18 protein-coding genes are annotated in these 17,941 nt (G+C 56.0%); 8 read left to right on the forward strand and 10 right to left on the reverse strand.

Annotated features, from left to right (window positions below):
* Nucleotides 1–11: 11 nt before the first annotated feature.
* From ACERJC_RS10765 to ACERJC_RS10775, 3 genes are all read right to left on the reverse strand, one after another.
* Entirely contained in the window at nucleotides 12–794 is a 783-nt protein-coding gene (locus tag ACERJC_RS10765; protein WP_152403423.1) for an IclR family transcriptional regulator, read from the reverse strand.
* A gap of 211 nt (nucleotides 795–1,005) precedes the next feature.
* The gene (locus ACERJC_RS10770) at nucleotides 1,006–2,202 is read right to left on the reverse strand and encodes a nicotinamide mononucleotide deamidase-related protein YfaY (protein ID WP_286631345.1); all 1,197 of its coding nucleotides are present in this window, start codon (nucleotides 2,200–2,202) and stop codon (nucleotides 1,006–1,008) included.
* A gap of 114 nt (nucleotides 2,203–2,316) precedes the next feature.
* Entirely contained in the window at nucleotides 2,317–2,859 is a 543-nt protein-coding gene (locus tag ACERJC_RS10775) for a YfaZ family outer membrane protein (protein ID WP_286631344.1), read from the reverse strand.
* A 311-nt stretch (nucleotides 2,860–3,170) separates the two neighbouring features.
* Between ACERJC_RS10775 and nudI the strand changes: the two genes are divergently transcribed.
* A complete protein-coding gene (nudI, locus tag ACERJC_RS10780; RefSeq protein WP_373671631.1) occupies nucleotides 3,171–3,596 on the forward strand; it encodes a nucleoside triphosphatase NudI in 426 nt (141 codons plus the stop codon).
* A 48-nt stretch (nucleotides 3,597–3,644) separates the two neighbouring features.
* Here the strand turns inward: nudI and ACERJC_RS10785 are convergent, their stop codons facing one another.
* Complete coding sequence (locus ACERJC_RS10785) at nucleotides 3,645–4,250, reverse strand: histidine phosphatase family protein (protein WP_373671632.1); 606 nt, start codon at nucleotides 4,248–4,250, stop codon at nucleotides 3,645–3,647.
* A gap of 280 nt (nucleotides 4,251–4,530) precedes the next feature.
* On the opposite strand from ACERJC_RS10785, the gene arnB reads away from it, so the two are divergent.
* From arnB to arnF, 7 genes are read left to right on the forward strand one after another with little or no spacing between them, the layout of a single operon-like run.
* Nucleotides 4,531–5,670 (forward strand): UDP-4-amino-4-deoxy-L-arabinose aminotransferase, encoded by a 1,140-nt coding sequence (gene arnB, locus ACERJC_RS10790; protein ID WP_373671633.1) that lies wholly within the window; start codon nucleotides 4,531–4,533, stop codon nucleotides 5,668–5,670.
* A gap of 2 nt (nucleotides 5,671–5,672) precedes the next feature.
* Entirely contained in the window at nucleotides 5,673–6,656 is a 984-nt protein-coding gene (gene arnC, locus ACERJC_RS10795; RefSeq protein WP_152403410.1) for an undecaprenyl-phosphate 4-deoxy-4-formamido-L-arabinose transferase, read from the forward strand.
* Complete coding sequence (gene arnA, locus ACERJC_RS10800; RefSeq protein WP_373671634.1) at nucleotides 6,653–8,635, forward strand: bifunctional UDP-4-amino-4-deoxy-L-arabinose formyltransferase/UDP-glucuronic acid oxidase ArnA; 1,983 nt, start codon at nucleotides 6,653–6,655, stop codon at nucleotides 8,633–8,635. Before arnC ends, arnA begins: the two co-directional genes overlap by 4 nt.
* A complete protein-coding gene (gene arnD, locus ACERJC_RS10805; protein ID WP_373671635.1) occupies nucleotides 8,632–9,534 on the forward strand; it encodes a 4-deoxy-4-formamido-L-arabinose-phosphoundecaprenol deformylase in 903 nt (300 codons plus the stop codon). Before arnA ends, arnD begins: the two co-directional genes overlap by 4 nt.
* The gene (gene arnT / locus ACERJC_RS10810; RefSeq protein WP_373671700.1) at nucleotides 9,531–11,186 is read left to right on the forward strand and encodes a lipid IV(A) 4-amino-4-deoxy-L-arabinosyltransferase; all 1,656 of its coding nucleotides are present in this window, start codon (nucleotides 9,531–9,533) and stop codon (nucleotides 11,184–11,186) included. Before arnD ends, arnT begins: the two co-directional genes overlap by 4 nt.
* Nucleotides 11,183–11,518 carry a 4-amino-4-deoxy-L-arabinose-phosphoundecaprenol flippase subunit ArnE gene (gene arnE / locus ACERJC_RS10815; RefSeq protein ID WP_373671636.1) on the forward strand — a complete coding sequence of 112 codons (336 nt, stop codon included), beginning with the start codon at nucleotides 11,183–11,185 and terminating at the stop codon, nucleotides 11,516–11,518. Before arnT ends, arnE begins: the two co-directional genes overlap by 4 nt.
* Nucleotides 11,518–11,904, forward strand: a complete 387-nt coding sequence (gene arnF, locus ACERJC_RS10820; RefSeq protein ID WP_373671701.1) for a 4-amino-4-deoxy-L-arabinose-phosphoundecaprenol flippase subunit ArnF — start codon at nucleotides 11,518–11,520, stop codon at nucleotides 11,902–11,904. The genes arnE and arnF overlap by 1 nt, the downstream gene beginning before the upstream one ends.
* A 3-nt stretch (nucleotides 11,905–11,907) precedes the next feature.
* Here the strand turns inward: arnF and pmrD are convergent, their stop codons facing one another.
* From pmrD to menD, 6 genes are all read right to left on the reverse strand, one after another.
* Nucleotides 11,908–12,159 (reverse strand): signal transduction protein PmrD, encoded by a 252-nt coding sequence (gene pmrD / locus ACERJC_RS10825; RefSeq protein WP_373671637.1) that lies wholly within the window; start codon nucleotides 12,157–12,159, stop codon nucleotides 11,908–11,910.
* Between the two features lie 109 nt (nucleotides 12,160–12,268).
* A complete protein-coding gene (gene menE / locus ACERJC_RS10830) occupies nucleotides 12,269–13,639 on the reverse strand; it encodes an o-succinylbenzoate--CoA ligase (RefSeq protein WP_373671638.1) in 1,371 nt (456 codons plus the stop codon).
* Entirely contained in the window at nucleotides 13,636–14,598 is a 963-nt protein-coding gene (menC, locus tag ACERJC_RS10835; RefSeq protein ID WP_373671639.1) for an o-succinylbenzoate synthase, read from the reverse strand. Before menC ends, menE begins: the two co-directional genes overlap by 4 nt.
* Nucleotides 14,598–15,455 (reverse strand): 1,4-dihydroxy-2-naphthoyl-CoA synthase, encoded by an 858-nt coding sequence (gene menB / locus ACERJC_RS10840; protein ID WP_373671640.1) that lies wholly within the window; start codon nucleotides 15,453–15,455, stop codon nucleotides 14,598–14,600. Before menB ends, menC begins: the two co-directional genes overlap by 1 nt.
* A 14-nt stretch (nucleotides 15,456–15,469) precedes the next feature.
* Nucleotides 15,470–16,228 carry a 2-succinyl-6-hydroxy-2,4-cyclohexadiene-1-carboxylate synthase gene (gene menH, locus ACERJC_RS10845; RefSeq protein ID WP_373671641.1) on the reverse strand — a complete coding sequence of 253 codons (759 nt, stop codon included), beginning with the start codon at nucleotides 16,226–16,228 and terminating at the stop codon, nucleotides 15,470–15,472.
* On the reverse strand, nucleotides 16,225–17,895 hold the full coding sequence (menD, locus tag ACERJC_RS10850) for a 2-succinyl-5-enolpyruvyl-6-hydroxy-3-cyclohexene-1-carboxylic-acid synthase (protein WP_373671642.1): 1,671 nt from the start codon (nucleotides 17,893–17,895) through the stop codon (nucleotides 16,225–16,227). Before menD ends, menH begins: the two co-directional genes overlap by 4 nt.
* Nucleotides 17,896–17,941 lie beyond the last annotated feature (46 nt).

A 17,941-nucleotide genomic window follows, 5' to 3' on the forward strand; every position in this document is an offset into this window, starting at 1 on the left:
GTTCTCCATTATTATGATGCGAGTGAATCGAAGGGACTTTTCCATCCCAATAGACGTGAAATATCCTTCGCGCAGGCAATGGCTTTGCCAGCAAGATAATCACGATTCTCTTCGTTGATTTCTAAACGGGTGCCGACCACCGAAATGGCGGCGGCGGGTTCGTTGTTGGCATTAAAAATGGGGGCGGCGACGCAGCGCACATCCGGATAATCTTCTCCGTTATCAAAGCTCCAGCCGCGCTGGCGGATGCGTTCCAGTTCGTCTCTGAGTTGCTGAGGTTGAGTGATCGTGGTGGGGGTCGCCTGCTCCCACACCAGTTGCTCAATGATAGCGTTGCGCACGGCAGCAGGCTGCCACGCCAGCAGACATTTACCAATGCCAGAGCGATACAGCGACAGGCTTTTCCCTTCATGGGAGCGCACGCTGATGGTCGAAGACGATTCCACCTTCAGAATGTAATACGCGCTTTCATGATCGATGATCCCCAGATGGCAGAGCAGCCCTGTTTCATCCATCAGTTTCGTCAGGCGCGGACGCGCCAGTTCGCGCAGATCCATTTTGCTGAGCGCATGGCCGGAAAGCTCCACCAGCTTGGTCCACAGACAAAAGTTCTCCTGATGATCGACGCTGATAAACCGCTGACGCTTCAGTTCACTCAACAGCAGGTAAGCCGTACTTTTGGGAATACCCAGCGTTTCAATAATGGTGGCGGCGCTGCAGGGGCCAATCCGCGCAATCAGATTGAGAATATCAATGGCGCGGGTGAGCGCCGGGACTTTGCTTGATTCCAACATACTGGACTCCAGTCTGAGATACTGGAATCAGTGTGATCGGTCATGGCGGGTAAATTTGTGAAGCGCGTCATGTCGCGTCTTTCTTCCAGCAGAATGGAGAAACAACGTGCAAAAATGCGAGATGAATCACGGATTTTTTCGCGAGGAGTACAGCAGGTTGGACAAAAAGAGTATCAGCCCGAAAAGCACAGCGCCATCGGGCGATTAAAAACTACAGCGTCAGCGATTCAACCACGTCAATCCAGCCATGCTCGCTGGCAATATCCTGTTCGTTGAACCAGCGACGCAGCATGTTAAGCGCCATCATCGCGCAGACCTCCTGACGGACCAGCAGGCTGTGACGGGTCACGCTGAAATGCACGCGCAGAGCAAACGTCCCATCTGGCGTCGCCAGCGCAAAGTTCAGGTGATCGTTTTCCAGCCCGGAGATCGCCAGCGCCAGTCCGGCGTAATGTTTACCGCGTCGTTCCGACGTCCAGTGCGCGGTCTGCGCCAGCGTCTCTTCCTGCGAAGGCACCACTTCGCTGGCCAGCAGCGGCGCACCCACGCGAGAAAGCTGCAATGCCACCAGCCCGCCGGTGAACTGCTCACTCAACGTCAGGCTGAGCTGCCTTTTCTGCAACTCGCGCGCAATCTGCAAAGGAAGTCCTTCGGTGCCTTCAAAAATCAGATTTTGCCCGGCAACGCGCTTGACCTCCTGCCACAGGTTGCGCATCGCCTCGCGCTGGGCGTACGGTCCGGTCAGTTTAAGCTCGATAATTGGCATCGATGAGCGATAACCCAGGGTCACCCCTTCCGGTAATGAAAGCGAGTCGAGGCTTTGCGCCAGATCGCTTTCCGAACGGCCAAAGGTGGTCAGACGCAGACACAGCGGCGGCTCGGTGAGAGAGAAACGCTCGCGCAAACGCGGCAGGATCTCATGTTCCACCATCACTTTAAATTCTGACGGTACGCCCGGAGTAAAGAACATCAGGCAACGATTGAGCTGCACGGCAAAGCCGCAGGCGGTGCCGACAGGATTATTGATGAATTCGGCGCTGGCGGGCAGTTCCGCCTGTTTACGGTTGCTGGGTGCCATCACTCTGCCGCGCTCCCGGAAGAATCGCTCCATCTCGGCAAGCCAGGCCTCGTGCAGAACCAGCCCTTCCCCTTTCGCCGTCGCCGCAGCAAGCGCGCTGAGATCGTCGCTGGTCGGCCCCAGGCCGCCGTTGACGATCAAAACATCAGCATGCTGACTCCGCTCGCGCAAAATGGCGACCAGATCGTTGAGGTTGTCGCCCACCGTATTACGGCGCGTTAAGGGCAATCCCTGATTAAAGAAAAAATCGGCCAGCCAGGCAGCATTCGTGTCGACGATTTGCCCGTGCAACACTTCATCCCCGGTGGATAACATCTCCACGTTTAACATCGTGTTCTCCTGCTTTTATGATGAAAATACTATAACGCAAAGGGGGAAGTGGCGTGGCAGAGAAATATCCTGAAGGGAATAAAAGTGGCGCGACAGGAGATCGCGCCACCGGAGTCAGAAGCTGGCGTTGACCCCAACGTATGGGCCGTCCGCAATGGCATTATCGCGATTGCCATCTTTACCCGCCAGATTCAGGTAGCGATAACCCGCTTCAATGCTAAGCGGACGCATGATCGTCAAACGCGCGCCGGCATTTGCCTCTTCATAGCTCTGGATACCGCTGGATAACGAATCCGGAGAGTAGTAGTACTCACCGAACAGGCGGACGCTGTCGCCTATCGGCCACTGTAATCCACCGCCAACGGCTGCCGCATAACCTTCATCACTGTCGTTCGGGCTGGTATAGACCCCTTTGCCGCCCACGGTCGCCAGCATCGGGCCGAGTGGAATATTCATACCCAATCCCAGCCCCGCAGCGTCGCCGTCGTCATCGCTATGCATCCAGTTACCGCTCAAGGCCAGTCCGGTAGACTCCGTGCCAAACCCGACGCCAATGTTGGTATATTCTTTACCCGCCTGACCGCTGATGCTCATGGCACTCGCAGAAGCAGAAACGAACAGCATTCCAGCTATTCCAAATAATACGCTTTTCTTCATTTTTACCCTTTCCAGCAAGCAAATACATAACGTTTCCCAAAGCTGCGGGATTGTACTGCCAACGCTAAAGGAATCAATGAGCTAAAAAAGCGATCGCTCAACGTTTTGTAACCAAATAATACCGGTACGCGGGAAGAAGAGAGCCGTTAATTCCTTTTATCGACCCGGAGAGAGTCCGGGAACCATTTCTTATTTATCGCTATCCCTTACAGTACATTTCTCATGTGAATGGAAAATAAACATGTTATCTGATGTTGCCAGGGGATAAACTTTTCCCTGCTAACTCTACCTCTGCTTCAAGGAACATTACCGTGCGTCAAAGGACTATTGTTTGCCCCTTAATACAGAATGCAGGAAGTTATCTCCTGTGCCAGATGGCTAACGATCGGGGGGTTTTCCCGGGTCAATGGGCGCTGTCTGGCGGTGGCGTTGAGCCAGGAGAGCGTATTGAAGAGGCCCTGCGCCGTGAAATTCGCGAAGAACTGGGCAGTGAGCTGGTTCTGACTGACATCAAACCCTGGACCTTCAGTGACGATATCCGTACGAAAACCTACCCCGATGGCAGTCAGGAAGAGATCTATATGATTTACCTGATTTTTGACTGCACCGCCGCCAATCGCGAAGTGCATATCAATGAAGAATTTCAGGCGTTTGCCTGGGTCAAGCCGGAAGATTTACCGCAATACGATCTGAACGTTGCGACAGTGAAAACCTTAACACTGAAAGGGTTATTATAATCTCTGATGACAGCTGTTGCGGCTGTCATCTTTTATTCATAATGTTGGTTAAGGTGAGACCAGTTTACCGTCAAGATACAGTTTTCCCTTATCGACATGCATCACCAGACCGTCCAGATAATCCGGTGTCAATTTTACGCCACGCATATTTTTTGCCAGATAGGTCAGGCAATGATTATGAGTAAAAATAACCACGTCTTTATTTTCCGACTTATTTGCTAAACGCTCAATGGCCTGTCCGGTTCCCCGGCCACAGGCATGCATGCCTTTATCCACCGTCAATTTTTTATCCGCAGCAAACCAGGTTGCTGACTGAACAGTGCGCACCGTATCGCTGGCATACAGATCGTAGTCTTTAATCTCTTTGCTAAACGAGGCGCCCAGCGCGCGAGCCTGCATCGCCCCATGTTCGGTGATGCCGGTTTTATCCGACAGACAGGTATTGTCTGACCGGTCACAGCGCTCAGCATGGCGAAACAGCACCACTACCGGATGCTGTTTTGCCAGTATCGCCAGGGTACGGGAATCGATTCTCGGTAGACCGTTGCTGCTCCAGGCGAAATGGCTGCCCAGCCCCACCATGATCGCCAGTGCCGATAGCAGAACAACGGTATATTTTTTGTATTTAACAAAATATTGGGATACTACAAACACATTAAACTCCACTTGATACCGGCAAACAGAAATATAACCTTGCAGCGTACTGCTTAATGAAAGGCACGATCGTTTATGTGGGAAAAATGCCCGAAAGCCGCGGCCATTGCAAATGCAACATGGGTAAAAAAGCATATATTTCCATAACGTTAAGTTCTTAAGGTTAATTTAATATTCATATACTACTATTTAGGTCTGACTGGATAATCCTCATTTAGCCTCCTGTTTATGACGCAATAAATAAGAGGTTCGCAGTATCCAAATGGCTGAAGGAAATATAATGTCTGATTTTCTGCCTTTCTCTCGCCCGGCGGTAGGTACAGAAGAACTTGCCGCTATCAAAGCGGTTCTCGATTCTGGATGGATTACCACTGGCCCGAAAAATCAGCAACTGGAAGAGGCTTTCTGCCAGTTGACGGGAAACCAACACGCCATTGCCGTGAGTTCTGCCACGGCAGGTATGCATATCGCCCTCATGGCGCTGGGAATCGGTGCCGGTGATGAAGTCATCACCCCGTCAATGACCTGGGTTTCCACACTGAACATGATTGTGCTGCTGGGGGCAACCCCGGTCATGGTGGATGTCGACCGCGACACGCTGATGGTCACCGCTGAACACATTGAAGCTGCCATCACCCCGCGCACGAAAGCCATCATTCCTGTCCATTACGCCGGCGCACCGGCCGATCTGGATGCTATTTACGCCCTCGCGGAACGCCACGGTATTGCGGTTATCGAAGATGCCGCCCACGCGGTCGGCACTTATTATCAGGGTCGCCACGTCGGCGCTCGGGGCACCGCGATTTTCTCCTTTCACGCCATCAAGAATGTCACTTGTGCGGAGGGAGGACTCATCGTCACCGACGATGAGCAACTTGCCCAACAGTTACGTAACCTGAAGTTTCACGGACTCGGCGTTGATGCCTTCGATCGCCAGACCTGGGGTCGTGCGCCACAGGCGGAGGTCCTGACGCCAGGATATAAATACAATCTGACCGACATTAACGCGGCGATGGCCCTGGTTCAGTTAGAGAAGCTTGAGACACTCAACCATCGTCGGGCAGTCATCGCCCAGGAGTACCAACACGCGCTGGCCGATCTCCCGTTTCAGCCGCTGAGTCTGCCGCCGTGGCCCCACGTGCATGCCTGGCATCTGTTTATTATTCGTACCGACGAAGATCGGTGCGGCATCAGTCGCGACGCGCTGATGGAGGCACTTAAAGCCCAGGGGATCGGTACAGGTTTGCATTTCCGCGCGGCACACACGCAGAAATATTACCGCGAACGCTTTAACACCCTGTCGCTCCCCAATACCGAATGGAACAGCGCGCGTATCTGCTCGCTACCGCTGTTTCCCGATATGACCCCGGCGGATACCGCTCGCGTCATTACCGCGCTTCGCCAGATTGCAGGAAAATAGCCATGTTTGAAGCCCTCCCGATAACGAAAGTATCGGTGGTGATCCCTGTCTACAACGAACAGGAAAGCCTGCCGGAACTGCTCAGGCGGACCACCGCAGCCTGCGAGAGTCTGGGAAAAGATTATGAGATCCTGTTGATTGATGACGGCAGCAGCGACAACTCCGCACAATTGTTGATTGACGCGTCAGAAGCCGAAGGCAGCCACGTTGTTTCGATTTTGCTGAACCGCAACTACGGGCAGCATTCCGCCATCATGGCAGGATTCAGTCACGTCACCGGCGACCTGATTATTACGCTTGATGCCGATCTGCAAAACCCACCGGAAGAGATCCCTCGCCTGGTGGCAAAAGCCGACGAAGGGTATGACGTAGTCGGCACCGTGCGCCAGAATCGTCAGGACAGTCTGTTTCGCAAGACAGCCTCGAAGATGATCAACCATCTGATTCAGAGAACCACGGGCAAAGCGATGGGCGACTACGGCTGCATGCTTCGCGCTTATCGCCGTCACATTATTGATGCCATGCTGCATTGCCATGAACGCAGCACGTTTATCCCGATTCTGGCGAATATCTTTGCCCGACGCGCCACGGAGATCCCCGTTCATCACGCTGAACGTGAATTTGGCGACTCCAAATACAGCTTTATGCGGCTGATTAACCTGATGTACGACCTGGTGACCTGCCTGACGACAACGCCTCTGCGCATGCTGAGCCTGCTCGGCAGCGTCATTGCCGTCACCGGATTTACCCTGTCGATACTCCTCGTCATCCTCCGCCTGACGCTGGGCCCCCAATGGGCGGCAGAAGGGGTTTTCATGCTGTTTGCCGTTCTGTTTACCTTTATTGGCGCGCAGTTCATCGGCATGGGTTTACTCGGCGAATATATCGGTCGGATTTACAACGATGTACGCGCCCGTCCCCGCTATTTCGTCCAGCAAGTTATTCGTCCGGAAAGTCTGCACTCTACTAAGGAAAACCAACAATGAAAGCCGTTGTCTTCGCGTATCACGATATGGGGTGTTTGGGCGTTCAGGCCGTGCTCGACGCCGGCTATGAAATTGCCGCCATTTTTACGCATGCGGATAATCCGGGAGAAAACGCGTTTTTTGGCTCCGTTTCTCGCCTGGCAGCTGACGCGGGGATCCCGGTCTATGCTCCCGATGACGTCAATCACCCAATCTGGGCCGAGCGTATCGGCCAACTCGCTCCCGACGTTATTTTCTCTTTCTACTATCGCCATCTGCTCAGCGATGCGATTCTGGCGCTGGCACCGGCTGGCGCATTTAACCTGCACGGTTCGCTACTGCCGAAATATCGCGGTCGCGCTCCGCTGAACTGGGTGCTGGTGAATGGCGAAAGCGAAACCGGCGTGACGCTGCACCGCATGGTGAAACGCGCCGATGCGGGTGCCATTGTCGCGCAACAGCGCGTCGCCATCTCGCCTGACGACACGGCCCTTACGCTACATCATAAGCTTTGCCAGACCGCACGGCGGGTGCTGGAACAAGCATTACCGGCCATCGAACGAAAAGAGATACACGACGTCCAGCAAAACGAGAGTGAAGCGACCTACTTTGGTCGCCGCACGCCAGAAGACAGCTTCCTGACCTGGGACAGACCGGCAACGACGCTGCACAACATGGTGCGGGCGGTCGCGGCCCCCTGGCCGGGCGCGTTCAGCTATTCCGGTACGCAGAAATTCACTATCTGGTCATCCCGCGTCCACGCTCAGAACCAGACCGCGCAACCGGGTACCGTGATTTCCGTCTCCCCTCTGCTGATCGCCTGTTCCGAAGGTGCGCTGGAAGTGGTGACTGGACAGGCTGGCAACGGCATCACGGTGCAAGGCGCACAGTTAGCACAGATTCTCGGCCTGGTTGCGGGTTCTCGTTTAAACACCCCATCGCTGGCCGCCAGCAAGCGCCGCACCCGCGTGCTGATCCTCGGCGTGAATGGCTTCATCGGCAACCATCTTACCGAACGTCTGTTACGCGAAGACCACTATGAAATCTATGGTCTGGACATCGGCAGCGACGCCATCAGTCGTTTCCTCAGTCATCCGCGTTTTCATTTTGTGGAAGGCGACATCAGCATTCATTCTGAATGGATCGAATATCACGTTAAGAAATGTGATGTCGTGCTGCCGCTGGTGGCAATTGCCACCCCTATTGAATATACCCGCAACCCGTTGCGCGTCTTTGAACTGGATTTTGAAGAAAACCTGAAAATCATTCGCTATTGCGTGAAATACCGTAAGCGCATCATTTTCCCATCGACTTCCGAAGTTTACGGGATGTGTACCGATAAAGTGTTTGATGAGGATAGCTCGAATCTCATTGTCGGGCCGGTCAATAAACCCCGCTGGATTTACTCGGTGTCCAAACAGCTTCTCGATCGCGTCATTTGGGCATACGGCGAAAAAGAAGGACTGCGCTTTACCCTCTTCCGCCCGTTCAACTGGATGGGACCGCGTCTGGACAGCCTGAATTCCGCGCGAATCGGCAGCTCGCGCGCCATTACACAGCTGATCCTCAATCTGGTAGAAGGCTCGCCGATCAAGCTGATCGAAGGGGGGAAACAGAAGCGCTGCTTTACGGATATTCGCGACGGTATCGAAGCGCTATACCGGATCATTGAAAACGCGGGTGGCCGCTGTGACGGTGAAATCATCAACATTGGTAACCCGGAAAACGAAGCCAGCATCAAGGAACTGGCGGAAATGCTGCTGGAGAGTTTCGACAAACATCCACTGCGCAATCACTTCCCGCCGTTTGCCGGGTTACGGGTCGTCGAGAGCAGCAGCTATTATGGCAAAGGCTATCAGGATGTTGAGCACCGTAAACCCAACATCCGTAATGCAAAACGTTGCCTGGACTGGGAACCGACCATCGACATGCGCGAAACGGTCGACGAGACGCTGGATTTCTTCCTGCGCAGTGTGGATCTCACGGAACATTCATCATGACAAAAGTAGGCTTGCGAATTGATGTCGATACCTTCCGTGGCACCCGCGAAGGTGTGCCACGCCTGTTAGCGTCATTGAGCCGATACCACATTCGGGCAAGTTTTTTCTTTAGCGTCGGACCAGACAACATGGGGCGCCATCTCTGGCGCCTGATCAAACCGCAGTTTCTGTGGAAGATGCTGCGCTCAAACGCGGCTTCTCTTTACGGCTGGGATATTCTGCTGGCCGGTACCGCCTGGCCGGGGAAAGAAATCGGCCGCGCAAACGCAGAGATTATCCGGGAAGCGGCGCGCCTGCATGAAACCGGGCTACACGCCTGGGATCACCATGCCTGGCAGTCCCGTAGCCCTCAGTGGAGCAAACAGCAGCTGATCGCCGATATGTTGCACGGGATAACCGCCCTGGAGGCGATCACCGGCCAGCCGGTGACCTGTTCAGCCGTCGCAGGCTGGCGCGCTGACCAGCGTGTGGTTCTCGCCAAAGAGGCATTCCCTCTGCGTTACAACAGTGATTGCCGCGGCAGGACGCCGTTCCGTCCGCTTCTCGAGGAGGATTCGTTCGCCACACCGCAAATTCCGGTTACGCTGCCCACGTGGGACGAAGCGGTGGGTCGCGAGGTTCAGGCGGAAGATTTCAACGACTGGATCCTCTCCCGGATGCAGCAGGATACCGGTACCCCCGTGTATACCATCCATGCCGAAGTCGAAGGCGGCGCCTGGCATAGCCAGTTTGAGGATCTGCTTGCGCGTGCGGCAGATGCGGGCATCACCTTCTGCCCGCTTGGCGACCTGCTGCCTGCCGATCGCAATACCTTGCCGTCGGGAGAGATTATTCGCGGTAAAATCGCGGGAAGAGAAGGATGGTTAGGCTGTCAGCAAGCGACGAGCGTCACACGATGAAGAACACCCGTTATTATCAGATACTGATCGCACTTATCGCGTTCTGGTACATCATCCCCATCGACCTGCGCCTGCTGTGGCAGCCTGATGAAACGCGCTATGCCGAGATCAGTCGCGAGATGCTGGCATCCGGCGACTGGCTCGTCCCCCATTTTTTGGGGGTGCGTTACTTTGAAAAACCGATTGCCGGATACTGGATCAACAGCATCGGGCAATGGCTGTTTGGAGCGAACAACTTCGGCGTTCGCGCTGGCGCGATTTTTGCGACGCTGGTAACCGCCGCGCTGGTGGGATGGCTCGCCATGCGCTTATGGCGGGATACGCGTACCGCGCTGTTGTCGGCCATTATCTTTTTGTCGTTGTTCATTGTTTACGGGATTGGCACCTATGCGGTACTCGATCCGCTGATCGCGCTCTGGCTGATGGCGGGAATGTGCTGCTTCTGGCTGGCGATGCAGTCCACCACCTGGCAAGGGAAAAGCATGGGATTCCTGCTGCTGGGCGTGACCTGCGGGATGGGCGTCATGACCAAGGGCTTTCTGGCGCTTGCCGTACCGGTGCTCAGCGTGTTGCCGTGGGTCGCCGTGCAGAAACGCTGGAAAGACCTGTTTCTTTACGGCGGATTGGCGGTCATCAGCTGTGTCGCCGTCATCCTGCCGTGGGGACTGGCTATCGCCCAACGTGAACCCGATTTCTGGCACTACTTTTTCTGGGTTGAACATATCCAGCGTTTCGCGATGGACGACGCCCAGCACAAAGCGCCATTCTGGTACTATCTGCCGGTGCTGATCGCCGGAAGTCTGCCGTGGCTTGCACTGCTTCCGGGAGCATTAAAAACCGGCTGGCAGGCGCGCGATGAATCGCGCGGTGCCCTCTATCTGCTCGGTTGGATAGTGATGCCGCTGGTGTTCTTCAGCATCGCCAAAGGTAAATTGCCCACCTATATCCTGTCATGTTTCGCCCCGCTCGCGATACTGATGGCGAGATATGGGCTGAACGCCGCGGAAAAGGGCTATGCCGCGCTGCGCATCAACGGCTGGATCAATATCCTGTTTGGTATTATCGGGATTATTGCCACGCTGGTCGTCTCGCCGTGGGGGCCGCTGAAATCGCCGGTCTGGGTGCACATCGAGGTATACAAGGTCTTCTGCTCGCTGGGTATTTTTTTCCTGTGGACCTTTTTCGGCTGGTATACGCTGAGTAACACGGAGAAAAGCTGGGTTTACGCCGCGTTGTGTCCACTGGCGTTGGCATTATTGTTTGGTTTTTCCGTTCCCGATCGGGTGATGGAATCCAAACAGCCGCAGTTTTTTGTCGAAATGACCCGAGAAAACCTCGCGCCGAGCCGCTACATTCTTACCGATAGCGTGGGGGTCGCCGCTGGTCTGGCCTGGAGTCTGAAGCGGGATGACATCTTACTGTATGGGCAAACCGGCGAACTGAAATATGGTCTTAACTATCCCGATGCCAAAGGCCGGTTCATTCGCTATGCCGATTTTGCGGACTGGCTCAGCCAACACCGTCAGGAGGGGATTATTACGCTCGTGCTCACTATCGCGAAAGATGAAGACATCAACCGCCTTGCCATTCCGCCTGCCGATACAATTGATAATCAGGGGCGTCTGGTGCTGATTCAGTATCGTCCCAAATGATCTGGCTGGTTTTAGTGATGGCCAGCCTGCTCAGCGTTGCGGGGCAGTTATGCCAGAAACAGGCGACGTTCCGCGTGCCAACACGCGCGCGAAGACGTCATATTACCCTGTGGCTGGGGCTGGCGCTCGCCTGCCTCGGTCTGGCAATGGTCTTGTGGCTGCTGGTATTGCAGCGCATTCCTGTGGGTATTGCTTACCCCATGCTCAGCCTGAATTTTGTCTGGGTCACACTGCTGGCATGGAAAATCTGGCGCGAACCGGTAACATTTCGTCACTGGCTGGGCATCGTCTTAATTATCAGCGGTATTTTTATTCTGGGGAGCGCGGCGTGATGGGATTACTGTGGGGACTGTGCAGCGTTATCATCACGTCCGTCGCGCAACTGAGTCTGGGCTTTGCGATGGCACAACTGCCGCCGATGACGCAGTGGCAGACGTTTATCCCGGCGCTGTTCTCCGGTCATACCGGTACCTTCGCGCTATTCGCCGGCCTGGTGGGCTATTTGCTGTCGGTTTTCTGCTGGCATAACGCGCTGCATCACCTCGCGCTGAGCAAGGCTTACGCGCTGCTCAGCCTGAGTTATGTGCTGGTGTGGGTGGCGTCGATGACCTTACCCGGCTGGCAAGGCGCATTTTCCCTGAAAGCGTTGCTGGGCGTACTGTGCATCATGGCCGGACTGATGTTCATTTTTCTGCCCGCGCAGCGGAGAACTCGCTGATACTCATTTTTTTACCAACAGCCTCTTCAGGCGATCCCACTCGTCGCAGGTATAGCTTCTGGCATCCAGAATCTTCACCGTCCGCCCGTTATCACGGTTGACGGAATACAGGGCATCCTTCTGCGGGGAAAGGATATCACCGGCATTCACAACGATATCAGACTGGACTTCAGCGATCATTTTCAGTGAACCGCCGGCATCGCTCAACACTAATGCATGCTTCCCTGACGTTTTGTCATAGCATGACTTCTTCACCTGCCATTCCATTGCTTACCTTTACTTATCGGGGACGTTCACATTACGTTACACAGTAGCAGATAAACAAAGTGGCAATGGGCGTCAGTTGGCAAATTGCGAAATGAAATTAATGTTTTCTTAATATTTCATTCACCCAATCAACAATTGCCCGTCGGGAAATCTTGATCCCCCCATTTTTCAGTTCTGCAGGCAGAGAAAGCCAGTGGACCGGCTGCTGGAAGCGCGCCAGTTTGTCCTTCACCCATTCACTAAGAGCGGTCTGTGAAACATCAGCGTCATATTCAACCACCGCCACCGGACGATGACCAAACTCGGCGTCCGCGATCGGGACGATAAACGCCTGCAGCACATGGGGATGTGTCACAATTACCCGTTCCACCTCTTCGGGCTGAATCCCCTCTCCGCCGCTAAAAAAGAGATTATCCAGACGCCCGGCGATGGTCAGTTTGCCATCATTCAGCACGCCGCGATCGCGTGTGGCAAACCAGCCTTCGTCGTTGACCAGCGGAACCAGTTTACCGTTTCGCCAGTAGCCTTCCGCCATACTGGCCGCCCGCAGCCAGACTTCATCATCCACGATTCTGACTTCTCGTCCCGGCAAGGGCATACCCACGTCAGCCAGACCGTCCGCCTCTTTCGCACACACCGTCGAGGCAAATTCCGTCAGGCCGTAACCACACCAGCAGCGAATGCCCTGTGCGCGCGCCTGTTCGGTTAACGCGACCGGAATCGCTGCACCTCCCAGCAAAACCGCTTTCAGCGCCACCGGCGTCTGGTTCACCAGCAGTCGCCAGAGTTGCGTCGGCACCAGCGAAGCATGCGTACAGCCGACCAGCATCTGTTCCAGCGGCTGTTTTTCCCGCACGGTTATCCGCGCACCGGCGGATAACCAGCGCCACAGAATCCCCTGTCCGGAGACATGAAACAACGGCAGAGAGAGCAGCCAGTCATCCTCTTTTGCCAGCGGCATCAGCGACAGCACGCCTTCAGCACTGGCAAGATGCGCCTGGCAGGTATGGACCGCCGCTTTCGGCAGACCCGTCGAGCCGGAGGTCAGCGTCATGGAACACAGACGCTGCGGTTGCCAGTCGACGGCATGCTGACCGTCAGCGTCCTGACAGTCCAGCGAGATCAGAAAGGGAAACGAATTTTCTCCCTCCAGATCCAGCGCAAACTGCAACGTGAGATCGGGTATCAGGGTTGCCAGCAGCGGGTGAGGAAGCTGCGGGTTGACCGGCAAAATCCTTGCTCCGCACTGCAACAGCGCCAGCCACGCCAGCAGGGTCTGCGGATGATTCCAGGCGCGCAGCATAACGCCGCTGCCTTCGGTGACGCCCTGTGCGGCAAAACCGCTCGCCAGGACATCAGTCCGGTTACAGAGTGCGCGCCAGCTTAGCACCTCATCATTCAGGCGTAAGGCTGGCACGTCTCCCTGAACCTGCCGCCAGTAACGCCACGGCCAGTCAGGAAAGGTCATCGCAGGCGTTCCAGCGCGTCGTCGTTAATCAGCGGCAAGGCGCTGCCCGGCCAGCGACGAATCTGCTGTGCCTGCATCAGACTCAGCGTATCCAGTCCCGGAATGGTATCTGGCGTGAGCCACGCGGCAATGCGCGCCAGTTGCGTCAGGCCCAGGCTCGACTCAATAGACGAACTGATCACCGCCGTCAGCCCCAGCGCATGCGCCGCCTGCACCTGTTCGCGTACTTTCTCCAGCGAACCGGTCAGCGTCGGTTTGATAACCACCGCACGGATGCCCTCTTCTGCCTCAAAGGCAAAATCCGCTTCACGCAGGCTCTCGTCCCAGGCGATGGCAATACCGGTTTCCCGGGCAAAGACTCGCGAGTCATCGCGTGTTCTGCACGGTTCTTCGAGGAAAGCGATGCGGTTGCGGTAGTCCGGGTTCACGTACTTCGCGAACTGCTGGGCCTTCAGCGGCGTCCAGGCACGGTTAGCATCCAGCCGCAACTGCAGCTCCGGTATCGCCTCCAGCAGCAAATTGACCACCATGCCGTCGCGAACCGCTTCGTACAGTCCGACCTTCACCTTCGCCACTTTTTCGCCGGGCATGTCGGCAAGCTGGAGCACCAGATCGTCAGGATCCCCGGTACACAGCGGCGCTGCCCGGTAATCCGCTGCCTCTGGCAAGACGCCTTCCAGTTCCGCCAGCGCACAGCTGACGCCAAAGGCCACAGAAGGCATTGTCGGCAATGCGTCTTCTCCTTGCTGCCAGCCGTCAACCCAGGCCAGCAGCGCAACCTGCGCCTCTTCCCAGGTTTCCTGACTGAAGCCCGGCAGTGGAGAGATCTCTCCCCATCCCTGACGCTCGCCGTCGTGCAGACGGACATACAGCCCGTCACGCGTTTTTAACCGCCTGTCGCGCAGAACCACCCCCGCGTCCATGGGGATCTGCCAGCGGTATACCTGCGCGCTACGCATTACGGATTCCGTTTGAATTTGCTGAAATCAGGCTGACGTTTCTGGTTGAAGGCGTTACGGCCTTCCTGACCTTCTTCCGTCATATAGAACAGCATGGTCGCGTTACCCGCCAGTTCCTGCAGGCCGGCCTGACCATCACAGTCAGCGTTCAGCGCGGCTTTCAGGCAACGCAGCGCCATCGGGCTGTTTTGCAGCATTTCACGACACCAGCGCACGGTTTCTTTTTCCAGATCCGCCAGCGGAACCACGGTGTTGACCAGCCCCATATCCAGCGCCTGTTTAGCGTCGTACTGACGGCACAGGAACCAGATTTCACGCGCTTTCTTCTGCCCAACGATCCGCGCCATGTAAGATGCGCCCCAGCCGCCGTCGAAAGAACCGACTTTCGGGCCGGTCTGGCCGAAGATGGCATTTTCCGCCGCGATCGTCAGGTCGCACATCATATGCAGCACATGACCGCCGCCAATGGAGTAACCCGCCACCATCGCCACGACCGGCTTCGGACAGGTACGGATCTGGCGCTGGAAGTCCAGCACGTTCAGATGATGCACGCCGGAGTCATCCTGATAGCCGCCGTAGTCGCCGCGAACCTTCTGGTCGCCGCCGGCACAGAAGGCTTTATCGCCTGCACCAGTCAGAATAATCACACCCACGTTATCGTCGTAACGGGCATCCGCCAGCGCCTGAATCATCTCTTTGACGGTCAGAGGACGGAATGCGTTGCGCACCTGTGGACGATTAATGGTGATTTTTGCGATACCGTCGGTCGATTTCTCATAGCGAATGTCGGTGTAGCCTTCGGAGCAATCTTGCCATTCTACCGGCGCATAAAGCATTGTTTCATAAGGATAGATCATAGTGTGTCCTTTAGTCAGAGACGCAGAATCTGAGCCAGACAGTCCACCACGCCCGCGGGATTTTCCCGATGCGCGTTGTGTCCGGCGTTACGAATCACATGGTGGGTCGCCGCTAACTCCGTCGCGAGAGCGCAGAATTTGCTGTCACGTTCACCACATAAATAATAAAACGGAAATGCGCGCGCGTTGAGCGCCTCGCGTAAATCAGGCTGGACCGCCAGCGAAGTGGCCTCCAGCATTGCCGCCAGCGTTTCGCCGTTATTCTGGCTACGCAGAACAACCAGCGCTTCTCGTTGCTGCGCGTTCAGCGAGGCAAACACCGGCTGCTGATACCAGTCAGTAAACACGTCAGCCAGCGCGTCATGGCGAAAACGTTCCGCCCAGCGATGATCGGAACGTCGGCGCGCGTCGCGTTCAGCCTCGCTTTGCAGTCCCGGATGACCGCCTTCAACCACCAGGCCGCAAAGCCCCGGCATCTCCTGACAGGCCGCCATCATCGCCACTCTGCCGCCGAGCGAATATCCCACCAGCCAGTAGTTTAGTATGTTGTAACTAATAAGGGTATTACGCAGCAAAGCAATGACATCGGTAAATCCGCTGACGCGAATATCTGTCGATCCGCCGTGACCGGGTAAATCAACATACAGCCGGGAAAAATTCGTAAGCTGCTCGCCAACCGGCTGCCACTCCTGACCGTCACCCGAAAAGCCGTGCAGAAAAACCAGCCAGGGTGAACCTGGCTGTGCGTCTTTTGCCTGCGCGTGCAGGATCATAGACGGCTTACCTGCGCCAGCAGTTGTTGCAGAGTTTGTGCGCCGTCGGTGTCGTTGACCACCAGTTCAATCACCGTGGTTGCCGGGGTACGCCATGCACCCGCCAGCGCCGCCTCCAGTTCATCCCAGCTTTCCGGGCGATGGTACTTGAGGTTAAACATTGCGGCCGCGTGTTCAAAATGGACATTCTGCGGCATCAGATAGAAGCGCTCACGTTCGCTCTGCGGCGTGGGCAGTAGCGAGAAAATCTGCCCGCCGTTATTGTTCACCACAATCAAGACGAACGGCGCGGAAACCTGGCGCAGCAAGGCTAACGCATTGAGGTCATACAACGCCGATAAATCACCCACGACAGCCAGCGTCGATTTCGCGCTGGCGCGCTGCACACCCGCGGCCGTCGATAACAGGCCATCAATGCCGCTGGCTCCACGATTACTGTAAACCGGGTAACCGGCCGGGAGTTTTGACAGCGCATCAATCAGGCGCACCACCAGGCTGTTGCCGACGAAAAGCTGCCCCTGTTCAGGCAGATAGTCACGAATACGATGCGCCAGTTGTGCCTCGCCAAAGGTATCCCGACGCGCCACCACGGCCTGCCAGGCCTGCTCCGCCAGACGCGGGATGTCCACACACCACGGCTGACGTTTTTCCGCTGGATGCAGTTCCAGCCAGTCGCCGATTTTTGCGACCAGACGGCGACCGCGATGGTGAGCAGGATCCAGCCGTCCTTCGATATTATCGACAATCCAGTACTCTTCAGGCGTACAGCTTGCCTGCCATTGTAGTAAGCGCTTTCCGGTCAGGCTGCTCCCCAGTTGCACCACAATTTGCGCCTGTTGGAGTTCCGTCACCGCCTTCGCATTACCGAGCCAGAGATCGGCGCACGGAAGCGGCTGTCCGGTTTGCGACAGCACATCGCCAATCAGCGGCCAGCCTAACGTCTGCGCCCACAGCGCAACTTTTTTGCCCTCTTCCGCGCTCATTCGCCCGGCGACGACGACGCCGCGTTTTTGGCGCCAGAAGAACCAGTCGCGCTGTTTGTCACTCTCCAGCCGACGCGCTTCGCGCAGCCAGGGCTTGTCATCCTGCCACCAGTCACCGAGGCGCTGTTGCCAGGCCAGACCGGTCTCATCCATCTCGCCATACAGCGGCTCGGCAAACGGACAGTTGATGTGAACCGCGCCAGCATGTAGCGAGGTCAACGCATTGTCGATGGTCGACACCAGCCAACGGGCCGGAATGTCCTGCGTCGGACGCGGGAGAGAAAGCGTTTGTGACGGATGCGAGGCAAACATGCCCGCCTGGCGAATCGCCTGGTTTGCGCCGCAGTCAATCAGTTCAGGGGGACGATCGGCCGTCAGGAGGATCAATTTTTCACCGGTCAGCCCCGCTTCAATCAGTGCCGGATAAAGGTTAGCCACCGCCGTGCCGGAGGTCACTATCACGGCAACGGGCTGTTTGCTCACCTTCGCCAGTCCCAGCGCCAGATGACCAAGACCACGCTCATCAAAATGGGTGTGGTGAATAAAGGTCGAATTTTCTGCCGCCGCCAGGGTGAGCGGCGTGGAACGTGAGCCAGGGGCAATACAAACATGCCTGACACCGTGGCGAGTTAATGCTTCCAGAATGACCGCCGCCCAGCGTCGGTTAAATGCGCTTACTGACATGAGATTGTCCGGTATCAATATTGCGACTCAGTATAAAGAATGGAAA

Origin of the sequence: Citrobacter telavivensis, assembly GCF_041807075.1 — a bacterium.
Lineage (GTDB): Bacteria > Pseudomonadota > Gammaproteobacteria > Enterobacterales > Enterobacteriaceae > Citrobacter_A > Citrobacter_A telavivensis.